This is a genomic window from Marinobacter sp. L-80, from assembly GCF_056859395.1.
In genome coordinates this window covers 47620-60387 of the sequence record NZ_JBSXOI010000051.1, presented here as the reverse complement: position 1 = coordinate 60387, position 12768 = coordinate 47620, and the positions used below count along the sequence as shown (strand labels likewise).

The following is a 12768-nucleotide window of genomic DNA, read 5'->3' as shown; positions in this document are numbered from 1 at the left end:
CGACTCACTCATCACTATAGATGATTTTTACTCGCTAGAGACCCGAAGAACTTGCCTCTACCCTGCTCCATGAGCGTGAACAGTGCGCACAAGTTAAATCCGGTGTAGACACGCTAAAGTCCAAACCCATAAAGTCGTTATACTCCAGACCCACAACTCATCTCCCCGGCTTCCAGGTTTCCTATAATGAAGTGGTACTGGCTGTTTCTATTTAGCCTTCTGTTCTGTCTTTCGCCCTTGAGCCATAGTGCCGATGGCGAAGAAACCATCCGGATAACGACTGGCCACTGGCCCCCCTATCTGGATGAGGATCGCCCGGATGGTGGTTTTCTTGCCCGGATTATCCGGGAGGCGTTCGCCACTGAAGATATCAAGGCCGAGTTTACGTTCTTTCCCTGGTCCCGCGCCCTGGCGTTGGTAAAGACCCGTAACTACCAGGCGTCGGCCGTCTGGTCATGCACAAAAGAAAGGCGGCGCGATTTTCTCTATTCCGCGCCAATTTTGCCCTACCAGTATGTCTTTTATCATCGGCAGAAAATGGCGTTTGATTGGGATTCGTTATCGGATCTCGAAGGCATGGCCGTTGGCCTGACGCAGGATTACAGCTATGGCCAGACTCTCAGCGCTGCTATGAATAGCGGTCTGGTCAATGCCGACGTCACCACATCTGACCTGGCCAACTTCCGAAAACTGCTGCTTGGCAGAATTGATCTGTTTCCGATGGATCCGGTGGTTGGTGAAGCCATGATTGGCGAACAGCTCGGCCCTGAGGCACGAGCCCGTCTGGAGTTTCATCCCAAGGCACTGAGAAGCGCCCTTTATCATCTTCCCTTCTCACGGGACGATCCGGAAGCCGGTCGTCTGAGACGGGCGTTTGATCGGGGGTTGGCAAAACTGCGGGAAAGCGGCCGCTACCAGGAGATTATTGAAAACGCCCTGAAAGCTCACAGTTCACCGGCAGCGGCCGCGATACTGGAAGACAAGCTGGTGAACTGGGATGAGGATCCCAGTCCCTGTGTTTAGGAATCCGTTTCGGTTTCCTCGACTACGTTCTCGGCATGTCTTTTTGCCAGCTCCTCCAACGTCATGTATTCACACTCTTTTTCGGCCATAAAACCATCTGAGGAGTCGATGAGAATATTGTCATCGCGCATGAATCGGCGACCCAGCAGAGCCGGATAGGAAAACTTGCCGCGGTCTGTGAGTGAAAACTGCGTGGTATGTGTGGTTCCGGCAATGCAGAAGTCCATCATGACAACATAGCGCTTCTGGGATGGCGCGCCTTTTCGTTTGATCAGGACAGTTCGCTCAACCGGCCGTTCGAACTCCAGAATGACGTCGTCATGGTCCAGTTCGCCCTCGGTTGGCTGGTCCTCGTGGTCACCCAGTGGAATCTGGAAACTGACCCACTCCTCGCCGTCGCGCTCAAAGCCCTCGATGTTTACCGCGTGCAGAGACGACGTTTTGGCGCCTGTATCGAGTCGCGCCTTCAGCCTCAGGTTGGTATCTTTCATGACTACCCATTCAACATAGCCAAGGGTTTCCGGCGGTCGCTGCTGGCTATTGTTGGCATCGGCCTCCGCAGAAACCGCCATCGCTGATGGAAAAACCAATGTCACAGCCAACAACGCCCTAATAACAAACCTCATTCAATACCTCCTGCAAATACCTGTAAATCCGGGAAAAATGATAAAAACGTTTGCTCCAGTTCTTCCTGGTTTGCGCGGATTTCGGTGATCATGCCGGCGAAATCATTTCTGAACCGTATGCGCCCTGCAACGCGGTCCAGTGCCTTCCCGATGTTTTCAAGATCCTGATAGGCTCCGAACCAGTCGTTCCACACCATCATTCGGGTAACTCTGGCCATTTTGTCCGGCATTAGATGTTCTTTCTGCTGCAACTCGTTGTATATACGGCGAATAAACGCCTCTTGCTCAATTTCACTGAACCGGTCCCAGTGTTTGAGAAGAAAATGGTCATAGAGAATATCGAGCGCAACGCCGGCAAATCGACGACGTTGACGGGAGAAGACCTGTTTGCTGGCAAGTACGTCGGGGTGCTGGTCGGTGAAGCTGTCGACCGCCCGATGGTGGCGGACGCCCTGCTTCACCGGGTCCGGCAGCGTCGAGAGATCGACGCCCCGGGTAAAGTCACCGAGGATGCTCCCCACCCGAGCTTCAGGTGAGTCCGGCGCGAGAAATACATGAGCCAGATGGTTCAAACAGTCTCCCCGGTGGCCTGGTTTCAGAAGTTGAATTGAATACCGACGCCCAGACCATCGACTTCGGCATTACTGTCTTCATAATAACGCATGTATTCAAGGTTGCCGGACAGGTTCGGCGCAAATTCCATATTCATGCCGATGCCGTAGGAAACGTCCGTTTCATCCTCGGTGGCAGTGCCCAGAAACGAAGAAGCTTCGATTTCGACCCGGGTGAAACCGAGGATAGCGTACGGCGTAATGGGTGATTCGTTGGCCAGATTGAACGTGGCGTAGCCGCCGAAGAAGTTATCCAGTGAATAATCGACTCCGCCGATGCGGTCGTCATCCACGCCAAAACCGCCCCGCGCTTCGATGCCCAGATACGGCGTCGCCATCACGCCAACTTTGGCAGACAGCGTGCCTACGTCGGCATCCGCGTTACCGCTCTCAAGGTTCATGAAAGTGTAGTTCAGGCCTGTGTAGAGCCCGCCAACGCCAGACTTGTACATATCCTGGGCGGATGCGGCTCCTGCGGCAGCCATACCGGTGGCAAAGATAACGGCAATTGAACGTACGTGTTTCATTTTTTATCTCCTTAACCGAATTGTTCGGTGTACATCGCTGAACTTGCACCAGACTGACGCGTTTTGCCATCAGAAAGATCCGCATTTACGCGTTATTTACACCGATTTAATTCGCCGGTAATTTCAGCATCCGCGCGGTGTTACCTTGCGGAAGGCCGACCCCACAGGTATTCTGACGCCGTCTCCCGGTATCAGCTGGCTCGAGCATCCATTGAGAAATCTCTACCCCGTCATTTTCATTGTCAGCGTCATGTTCGTGCTTTTGAGCATTTTCATGACATTGCCTGTCATCCTGCTTGCGGGCTCTGAAGCGCCGAACGCCATGGCGTTTGCAGAATCGGCGGCCATTGTCTGGGGCCTCGGTATACTGGGAATGGCCGCCACCTACCGCAAACCGAGAGATCTGAAGCCCCGGTACATGTTCGTACTCACGGTATCTTCTTGGTTCATTATTGCCCTGTTTTCATCTCTTCCTTTTTATCTGAGTGACCTTGGCATTTCTGCCGCAGACGCCTTTTTCGAGGGCACTTCGGGGATTACCACCACCGGGGCAACGGTGCTCAGCGGCCTCGATGATATGGACAGGGATCTCTTGATCTGGCGGTCCATCCTGCAATGGATTGGTGGTATCGGGATTATCGGTATGTTCGTTGCGGTACTCCCTTTTCTGCGGGTCGGCGGCATGCGGCTGTTCGCCACCGAGTCTTCGGAATGGACCGACAAGGCTCTGCCAAGGATGAAAACACTCAGCCGTGGCCTGCTGGTGGTTTATCTGGCGTTTTCGATCATTGCGGTGGTTACCTACTGGTTTTCTGGCATGACGCTCTTCGATGCCTTCAACCATGGTCTTACCAGCATCGCCACCGGTGGCTTTTCCACCTCGGATCTGTCCATGGGCAAGTTCAATGATCTGATCCTCATGGAAGCCACACTTTTCATGATTATCGGCAGTTTGCCCTTCTTCCTTTTCGTGCGTGAAATGCATGGCCAACACGGCGTTCTGTTCCGGGATCAGCAGGTGCGATTGTTTCTCGCGATCCTGTTTTTTGTACCGCTACTTCTGACTCTCTACCGCTGGATGGTGTCACCAGTCCCCTTCGATCCCATCCATAACTACGCCTCTACCCTGTTTAACGTCACTTCTGTGGTAACCACCACGGGCTATGCTTCCGAAGATTATTCGGCCTGGGGCCCTCTGGCGTTCGTGCTGTTCTTTTTCCTGATGTTCGTGGGCGGCTGCTCTGGGTCCACGGCCGGCGGCATGAAAATCTTCCGGTTCCAGCTTTCCCTGATCATCCTGCGTGAGCAGTTGATGCGCCTGCTGCACCCTCGTGCGGTTCTTACCCGTAACTACAACGGACGAGCCGTGAGCGATGAGATTATCTCGTCGATGATCGCCTACACGTTTATTTTCCTGCTCTGTCTTTTGCTGATTACGATTGCCCTGGCTGCCATGCAGTTGGACTTTGTGACGGCACTGTCTGGCGCCCTCACCTCGCTGACCAATGTCGGCCCCGGCCTTGGGGACATAATCGGCCCTGCGGGTAACTTTGGGCCGCTTCCCGATGCCGCAAAATGGGTACTGTCTGTGGGTATGCTGATGGGGCGTCTGGAGATACTTAGCGTGGTGATCGTTCTATCGCCGGCGTTCTGGCGCAGCTGAGGCCTACCTTAGCCAGAGTATGGCGGGGTTTTCCAGGGGAAGGTTCAGGCGTTCATCCCGCACTCGCAGGCGCGGCGTGTAGTGTCCTTCGGGGCGTGAAGGCACCGTGCATTCATAAAGATAGGTATGAGGGGAACCACCCAGCGGATGCTTCATCTGCATGGCCGAAATGGTTCTTGGGCCATGCTCGGAATCCTCTGCAACAAGCTCTACTGCAATCCGCTGCTCGTCAATTCCATCCAGATAGACTTCCACGGTGAAAGTCTGGCGACCCGAATCTTCGCTTGTATTGAAGCTGTTGAAACGCAACCGGGACCAGTGCCTGGAGATTTCTCCGTATTCACCAATTAGCTCCCTTGCAGTCTCGGGGCTGCGCCGGTTTCCCATTTCTGCCATGGGGAGATAGAACTGCTCGACGTATTCCCGCACCATCCGGTTGGCAGAATAGGCCGCCGTCAGTTGATCCATGCTCGCACGCATGCGCCCGACCCAGTTCCGGGGAATACCCTCGCTGTCGACGTCATAGAACCCGGGAATCACCTCGTTCTCGAGCAGATCAAAGAGCTGTTCCATGTCTGAGAGATCGTGGTCGTGATTGTTTGACCCGCTTAGCTCGTCAAAGGTAGCGCCAGGTCGAATAGCCCAGCCCACATCCGGGTTCCAGGCCTCCGCCCACCAGCCATCGTACTGGGACAGGTTCAGTCCCCCGTTCACGAGTACCTTCATGCCACTGGTGCCGCAGGCTTCCCAAGGGTGTCTCGGACAGTTGAGCCACACATCCACGCCCTGGATAAGCTGGTTGGCCACGCCCAGATCGTAGTCTTCAATAAACACCACCTTGCCCTCGACATCCGGTCGCCGGGAGAAGGCTTTCCATCGCCGGATGATGTCTTTCCCCGGGAGATCGTAGGGGTGGGCCTTGCCTGCAAGCACAATCTGAATCGGGCGATCGCGGCTGGCAAGCAGTTTGAGCAGGCGCTCCTGATCCTTGAGCAGGAGATCTGGTCGCTTGTATTCCGTAAACCGGCGGGCAAAGCCCAACGTGAGGGTTTCATGGTCCAACAAAAGGCCACACGCAGCTTCATGGTTGTTTCCGGGGTTCTGTTCGCAATGCTGGCTTGCAAGCCTTCGCCGGAGGTAGGTAATCAGCCTTGCGCGCTCCAGGCGCCTCATTTCCCATAATTCTTCGTCGGCGATGTTTGTCATCGGGCAGGTGCTCTGGAGAGGCCTGCGCCAGCGATCCTTGCCACAGGCCCGGGTCCAGATGGCGTCGGATTCCGGAGAATCCCAGCTCGGCGTGTGGATGCCATTGGTCACATAATCCGCCGGAATGTCTTCGCCCGGCCAGCGCGGGAAGAAAGGCTGGAAAATGGTCTGGGTGACCTTCTGGTGGATGCGGCTGACACCGTTGAACCGACCACTCATATTGAGGGCCAGCAAGGCCATATTGAGTTTAAGGTCAGTCGACTGATTGTCTGGGCTGCAGGGCTGGCTTCCCAATGCCAGCAATTGATCGACATTCAGGTCGCGGCCTTCGAGCCAGGGTGTCAGATACAGTCGCAATAGCGATCGGGAGAAATGATCAAAGCCCGACGCCACCGAGGTGTGCGTGGTAAACAGATTGGTCGCCCTGGTTGCGGTTCGAGCTGTCTGGAAATCACTTTCATGGTTGTCCTGCCAGCTGAAGGCCCTCTCTATGAGCGCCAGGGCACAGTGGCCCTCATTCAGATGGCAGAGTGACGGCGATTTCCCCAGTTGTTCCAGCAGACGCCAGCCACCGATGCCCAATACCATTTCCTGTTGCAGGCGCTTTTCCGGGTCACCGGTATAGAGTTCGCTGGTGATACCCCGGTCGCCCGGTTCGTTTCGGGGGTCGTTGCTATCGAGCAGCAACAGCTCGCAGCGGCCAACCTGGGCCTTCCAGGCCCGAAGGCGCACGTGTCTTCCCGGGAAAGGCACAATCACCCTCACCCACTGGTCGTCAGCGTCCCGCAGGGGCGAGACGGGCAGCATGGTGGGGTCGTTGTAAGGATAGAACTCCAGCTGTTCGCCATCGGTGCTGATGGCCTGGCGAAAGTAGCCCTGCTGGTACAGCAGACCCACCGCCATGACTGGTGCACCCAGATCGCTGGACGCCTTCAGAAAATCGCCGGCCAGGACGCCCAGACCACCGCTGTATAGCGGCAGCGATTCGCTCAGACCATATTCCATGCAGAAATAGGCAACGCCCTCGCCCAGATCGCCCGGACAATCGGTCGAATACCAGGTGTCAGCCTCTGTAAAAGCCTGGTGAGCATGAATCTGCTCACGGTAGCGCTGCTGAAAGTCGGGGTCTGCGGCCAGTTCTTCCAGCCGCTCCCCGGACACGCTGTTCAAAACCAGCCACGCGTTCCGGGTGGTGTCCCAGATGTCCGAATCAAGAGCGCGCCAGAGCTCATCGGTACCGTGATGCCAGGTCCACCGAAGGTCCAGCGCCAACTGGAACAATCCGCTCAGGGATTCCGGCAAGGACCGCGGGGTATAGGCTGCCAGGGTCAAATTTGAACTCCGCTCAGGTTGGTCGGGACATCATCGAGCGGTATAACCGCCATCAATCACCAGTTCACTCCCGGTCACAAACTTCGATTCGTCGGAGGCTAGATAGACAGCGCCCCAGGCAATATCATCCGGCTCGCCCATGTGACCGACAGGATGCATTGCCGCCGTGGCCTTTTTAGCTTCCTCCGGGTCCTGTCCGGTCGTTTTGAGGTGGGCCTCAACCAGCGGGGTCCATATAAACCCGGGGTGAATGGAATTGCAGCGAATGTTTTCAGTGGCATACAACAGGGCGTCGGTTTTGGACATCAAACGCACGGCGCCCTTGGAGGCATGATAAGGCGGAATATCCGGCGCACTCACCAGCCCATAAATGGATGACAGGTTGATAATGCTGCCAACGCCCGCTTTTTTCATGTGGGGAATGGCGTGCTTGGTGCAGAAAAACACGCCCTTGACGTTCACATCCTGAACATGGTCCCACTCTTCTTCCGTGAGTTCATGGGTCGGCTTGTTCGCCCCGGCAATGCCGGCGTTGTTCACCAGTACAGTCGGGCTACCGAAGGTATTGGCAACGGCGTCCAGAACCTGTTTGACCTCTTGTTCCTTGCTTACGTCACAGTGCCAGTAACCCGCCTTCAGACCGCGGCCTTCAAGTTGTTTAGCCAGGGCCTCTCCCTCGGAATCCTGGCAGTCGAGAATGGCGACAGCAGCGCCCTCCTCTGCCATTCGGAGCGCTGTTGCGGCTCCGATGCCAACGGAGCCACCGGTGATCACGGCCACTTTACCTTTAAGTCGTTCCATGAACAGATCCTCTCCCTTGGGTGTTCTTCAGGCTTGTTTCCTGCGGGCAGGAAAATAGTTGACTGGCATGTGGTGGTTTTTAAGCCAGTTGATCAGTGAAGAAATTGTAAAACTGTCGTTCTCGACGCCTTCAAAATCGACACCAAGGCCGCGGTCTGACTTCCGCACAACATGGGCCTTCAGCCGACGGAACCGCTTTTCCTGGGTATCCGGAAAACGGAACTCCAGTTCCACCGTCTGGTTTAACTGAACGTCAGTGTAGTCCGTGGCAATGAACAGACCACGTTTGGAGGCATCGCGAATCTGACCGGTCGCAACCGGCATCCCGCGCTTGTATACCAACAGCCCAAGCTTTCCCTGTACGCGTTTACTGAGTCTGTGTTCCATTTTCCCCCCTCGTGACTCATCTTGAACGCCAATTGTTGATACTGCTTGTGTGTTATATCGAAGGTTGGGGCCCGCCTCTTTGATGCTGATCAAAAAATGCTCAGACCGGAGGGAGGCGCCCATGTCGTTTTACCGATTCAGCGATTATTTTCGACAAGTCTTTCTCGGGAAAATTCCAGTCCAGTTGCCATGTCCAGTTATTTGTAATGGTGCCCGGCGTATTGAACCTTGCCTCGGTTCCAAGACCGAGGAAATCCTGCATAGGCACCACGGCCAATGAGCAGACCGAACGGAACGCCGCTTCAATTACCGGCCATGGCATCCCATCACCACTGGTGGCCAGATAATCATTTACATAGTGCCGGGTACGGTCATCCAGGCTCCGGTACCACCCCAGTGTTGTGTCGTTATCGTGGGTGCCGGTGTAGACAAGATCCCGGGGCTGGTGGTTGTGAAGCAGATGCGGATTGTTTGGGCTGCCGTCGAAGCCAAACTGCATCACAGTCATCCCCGGCAGCCGGAAGCGATGACGAAGTTCTTCCACATCGTCGCTGATGATGCCGAGGTTTTCGGCTACCAGGGGTAAATCCGGGAACCGGTCGAAGCAGGCCTGTAGAAAATGGTCAGAGGGGCCGGGAACCCAATAGCCGTTTCGTGGCTGAGGGGCCTCAGCCGGGATCTCCCAATAGGCCTGAAGCCCCCGAAAATGGTCTATCCGGATCAGATCGAACAGATGGCGCTGGCTTTCGAGCCGTTGAAGCCACCACTGGTAGCCATCTTCCGCCATGACCTGCCAGTTGTAGAGTGGATTACCCCAGTGCTGGCCCTCCTCGGAAAAATAGTCCGGCGGCACACCGGCAATCACAGTGGGTTCGCCCCGGGCGTCCAGTTTGAAGAACTGTCGGTTGGCCCAGACATCGGCGCTGTCTTGAGCGACAAATATGGGGATATCACCAAACAGCAAAACATTGCGGCTTCGTGCATAGTCCCTGAGTGCCTGCCACTGGTGGTTGAACAGGAACTGCTCAAACCTGATGCGAGCCAGTCTGGCCTGGTTCTGGTCGACAAAGGCCTGCAAGGCAGCCGGCTCCCGATCCCTCAAGTGCTCTGGCCACTGGAGCCAGCCTGGCGACTCCTGAACCTCCCGGATTGCGCAGAACAGACAGAAATCATCCAGCCAGTAATCATTTCTTGCCCGGAAAGCTTCAAATCCGGCCAGATCAAGGCCCTTCCGGCCTGTGGCATGGCCCTCGTAAAACCGTTGGGCGGCGATGGCCAGCAGCTGCTGGCGGGATTCGGCGATGGGCTGGGCCAGTTCAGCGTCGGCCAGTAGTCCGGTCTGCAGCAGTTCAGCGAGGTCAATAAAATCCTGGTTGCCCGCGTGGGCACTCAGGGACTGGTACGGTGAAAGATCCTGGTGTGTTGGTCCAATAGGCAGTGTCTGCCAGATGGTGATGCCACTGTCGGCCAGAAAATCGACGAACCGGCGGGCGCCGGCGCCCAGAACACCCAGGCTTCCGGGCAGACAGGTCGGGTGAAGCAGCACACCGGCCCTTCGGGCACTGAACAGATCCTTGTCGTTCGCTGAAGTCATGCAGGATGATCCGCCTCATGACCCGGCCGCATGGTACCGCCGCGAGCCGGTTCTCCACTGCCCTGGCTGAGCTTCTGGAACACGGATGGCGGCGCCGGGTAGCCGATCATTTCATAGAGATTGACGAGGTGGCGGCGATACAGATGCTCAAAGTCGCTGACAATCTGGGCCGGGTTATAGTCACCAAACCACCAGAACCAGTCGGACCCTTCGCAGATAGCAAGTTGTTGCATGGCGGCTGCTTTCTGCTCCGAATTGAGGCTGCCATTGTCCATCACCCGGTCGAAGTGGGTTTTGGCTTCACAGAGCAGATCCCAGGCCCGGTTCTTGTCCGGGTCACCGATCCAGGTGGAGAACGTACCGTAAATCCAGCTGCCGGCTACAAGATGTGGCAAATGAACCGGTGCGGCTACCGGGTTCGCCACCAGATCGGCATAAGTGGTCAATCTGAGCCGGGGGTGGTTTGCCAGTACCCGATAAAGTTCGTCGAGGAAGTGAAAACCGTTCTCGGGGTAATACTCCCAGGCATTTTCGCCATCCATGATCACGGAAATCACCGGCTTCGTCTTGCCCTTGGCCTGCCCCGCAATGTTTTCCATGTGATGCACCAGGTCGCCAACGGCATCCCTGGCATGCCAGTCTGCGTAAGTAAAACCGATCAGATCCGACAGACCGTCGTCACGGAAGAAGACGGCGGTATCCGATTCGCCGAACGTATAGGGCTGGTGAATCCCGGCATCGGGCAAATCCGGGTTGTCCTGCCGGGCCAGATTGAGGCTGTTGTGCACCACAGAATCTCCGCTGGCAGTCCATCGGAATTGATGTTGGTCCAGCAGGCCCAGTGTGGCCTGGCTGAGACCACCCTCGGAAGCCCAGCAGCCGGAGGGATCAACACCGAAGAAGCGCTGAAAAACGGTCCTAGCCTGTTGGAGCTGCCATGCGGCGCGCGCTTCACCCTCCGGGTAATGGCTGTGTGCTGGCAAAGCAATATCCGGCATGGCCTCGCGGGCAGCACCCAGGTCGATCAACAGAGGGAGCATGGCATGGGTATAGGGGCTGACAGACAACTCCACCTGCCCTTTTTGCGCAAGATGCCGGTACCTTGGGCCGATGCCGGATAGCACATCAAAAATCACGTCGAGAAGAGCCTTCCGGTCATCCATCGAAAAGTTGTGGCCCTTCTCCTGAAGGCTCTGGATGCAATGGCTGCTTCTGCGGATGGTTTCTCCCATCCAGCCAAGGTGGTACCAAACCAGCAAGTCGGAAAGAAACCGGCTTGAAATGTATCTCTGCAGCTCGGGCTTTTTGCGGTAAACCTCTGCAAGCTCCGCCAACTGCGCGTAGGCCGGATACCGATTGATGATCCGTTCCCGGTTGGCCCGCAGAGACTTTTCGATCAATCCCAGAAACGCAGGCGTTCCGGTTTCCGGCAACTGTTCTGCAACCAGAGCTGCGAGCAAAGGATCGCCGATCTCGCCAGCGCCATGGCGCCATTTTTCAATCTGGATAAGGTAGGTCTCGATCTGCTCAAGCAGAACCGGGGCAAAATTGACTACCGCCCTGGCGTCCGGATTTGCTTCCAGATGCGCCGCCATGTCGCTGTAATCCTTGATGGTATGAAGGTACACCCAGGGAAACAGGAACTGATCAGTGCGCATATCCTGATAAGACGGCTGGTGCATATGCCAGCAGAGTACAACCGGTGTTTTGGTGTCAGAGGCCATGGGGATAATCCTGCCCGAGCATCTCGGGCGTGATCAGCACAATACCTTTGGGCGATACATGAAAACGCTTCCGGTCATCGGCCTCGTCGAAACCTATCCTCGTCCCTTCGGGGATGCGGCAGCCACGATCAATCAAGGCATTGCGGATGTGGCAGTGACGGCCAATCTCGACATCCGGGTAGATGACCGAATCCGAGATTTCACTATAAGAATGAATCTTAACTTGCGAAAACAACAAGGAATGCTTCACCAGAGCGCCAGAGACAATACAGCCGCCGGCCACCATGGAGTCCACAGCCATGCCTCGTCGATTGTCATCATCAAAAACAAACTTTGCCGGTGGCAGCTGTTCCTGATAGGTCCATATCGGCCAGTGGGAATCATAGAGATTGAGCTCCGGGCTGATTCCGATCAGCTCCAGGTTTGCCTGCCAGAGTGCGTCAACGGTGCCCACATCGCGCCAATAGGCCGGCTTGTTCTCAACCGGATTACGGAACGGGAATGCGACCACCCGCAGACGCTTGATGACGGAGGGAATAATGTCCTTGCCGAAATCGTGAGACGATTCGCCATCCATCTGCTGGTCGCGCATGAGTTCGTCGAAGAGCACCTGGGTACTGAACACATAGATGCCCATGGATGCCAGCGCCTTTCCGGGCTGGCCCGGCATTGGGTTGGGCTGTTCTGGCTTCTCGATGAACTCGGTGACCCTCAACTCGTCATCTACCGACATCACCCCGAATGCCGAGGCTTCATCGAGAGGTACTTCGATACAGCCCACGGTAATATCGGCATCATTCTCCACGTGATGGGCCAGCATGGTGCCGTAGTCCATCTTGTACACGTGATCACCCGCAAGAATCAGCACATACTCTGGCTGGTGGCTGCGAATGATGTCGAGGTTCTGAAGTACAGCGTCTGCCGTTCCTTCATACCAGGAAGTCTCGATCCGCTGTTGCGCAGGTAAGAGCTCTACGAACTCATCCAGTTCTCCCCGGAGAAACCCCCAACCCCGCTGGATATGGCGGATCAGGGAATGGGATTTGTACTGGGTGATTACACCAACCTGCCCGATGCCGGAGTTTATGCAGTTCGAGAGTGGAAAATCGATAATCCGGAACTTGCCTCCAAAGGGCACCGCCGGTTTGGCCCGCCATTTGGTGAGATCGTGGAGGCGGGATCCCCGCCCTCCGGCAAGAACCAGTGCAAGAGTCTGACGAGTGAGACGACTGACGAAACGCTTGGCCGTTTGCATAGCTGCTTCCCTGAAGAAA

11 protein-coding genes are annotated in these 12768 nt (G+C 56.0%); 2 read left to right on the top strand and 9 right to left on the bottom strand.

What is annotated here, in order from left to right:
* Positions 1 to 186 precede the first annotated feature (186 nt).
* Positions 187 to 1023, top strand: a complete 837-nt coding sequence (locus AC13E3_RS06105; RefSeq protein WP_474546373.1) for a substrate-binding periplasmic protein — start codon at positions 187 to 189, stop codon at positions 1021 to 1023.
* On the opposite strand, the gene AC13E3_RS06100 is transcribed toward AC13E3_RS06105, so the two are convergent.
* Genes AC13E3_RS06100 through AC13E3_RS06090 form a run of 3 tightly spaced genes read right to left on the bottom strand, consistent with a single transcriptional unit; the run spans position 1020 to position 2787 of the window.
* Complete coding sequence (locus AC13E3_RS06100; RefSeq protein ID WP_482901825.1) at positions 1020 to 1649, bottom strand: ATP-dependent zinc protease family protein; 630 nt, start codon at positions 1647 to 1649, stop codon at positions 1020 to 1022. The genes AC13E3_RS06105 and AC13E3_RS06100 overlap by 4 nt on opposite strands.
* Entirely contained in the window at positions 1646 to 2221 is a 576-nt protein-coding gene (locus tag AC13E3_RS06095; protein ID WP_482901824.1) for an acyl carrier protein phosphodiesterase, read from the bottom strand. Before AC13E3_RS06095 ends, AC13E3_RS06100 begins: the two co-directional genes overlap by 4 nt.
* Before the next feature lie 23 nt (positions 2222 to 2244).
* Positions 2245 to 2787, bottom strand: a complete 543-nt coding sequence (locus AC13E3_RS06090) for a porin family protein (protein WP_008169714.1) — start codon at positions 2785 to 2787, stop codon at positions 2245 to 2247.
* 250 nt (positions 2788 to 3037) lie between these two features.
* On the opposite strand from AC13E3_RS06090, the gene AC13E3_RS06085 reads away from it, so the two are divergent.
* Positions 3038 to 4450 (top strand): TrkH family potassium uptake protein, encoded by a 1413-nt coding sequence (locus tag AC13E3_RS06085; RefSeq protein WP_482901829.1) that lies wholly within the window; start codon positions 3038 to 3040, stop codon positions 4448 to 4450.
* A 3-nt stretch (positions 4451 to 4453) separates the two neighbouring features.
* Here the strand turns inward: AC13E3_RS06085 and glgP are convergent, their stop codons facing one another.
* The 6 genes from glgP to glgC form a co-directional block, all read right to left on the bottom strand.
* Positions 4454 to 6988: an alpha-glucan family phosphorylase gene (glgP, locus tag AC13E3_RS06080; protein ID WP_482901823.1), complete on the bottom strand. Its 2535-nt coding sequence runs from the start codon at positions 6986 to 6988 to the stop codon at positions 4454 to 4456.
* A 30-nt stretch (positions 6989 to 7018) separates the two neighbouring features.
* Complete coding sequence (locus tag AC13E3_RS06075) at positions 7019 to 7789, bottom strand: SDR family NAD(P)-dependent oxidoreductase (RefSeq protein ID WP_053115312.1); 771 nt, start codon at positions 7787 to 7789, stop codon at positions 7019 to 7021.
* 27 nt (positions 7790 to 7816) lie between these two features.
* The gene (locus AC13E3_RS06070) at positions 7817 to 8176 is read right to left on the bottom strand and encodes a PilZ domain-containing protein (protein WP_049784470.1); all 360 of its coding nucleotides are present in this window, start codon (positions 8174 to 8176) and stop codon (positions 7817 to 7819) included.
* A 100-nt stretch (positions 8177 to 8276) separates the two neighbouring features.
* Complete coding sequence (gene malQ / locus AC13E3_RS06065) at positions 8277 to 9770, bottom strand: 4-alpha-glucanotransferase (protein ID WP_288944295.1); 1494 nt, start codon at positions 9768 to 9770, stop codon at positions 8277 to 8279.
* Complete coding sequence (locus AC13E3_RS06060; protein ID WP_273018340.1) at positions 9767 to 11494, bottom strand: glycoside hydrolase family 57 protein; 1728 nt, start codon at positions 11492 to 11494, stop codon at positions 9767 to 9769. The genes malQ and AC13E3_RS06060 overlap by 4 nt, the downstream gene beginning before the upstream one ends.
* On the bottom strand, positions 11484 to 12749 hold the full coding sequence (gene glgC / locus AC13E3_RS06055) for a glucose-1-phosphate adenylyltransferase (protein ID WP_482901822.1): 1266 nt from the start codon (positions 12747 to 12749) through the stop codon (positions 11484 to 11486). The genes AC13E3_RS06060 and glgC overlap by 11 nt, the downstream gene beginning before the upstream one ends.
* Between the last annotated feature and the right edge of the window lie 19 nt (positions 12750 to 12768).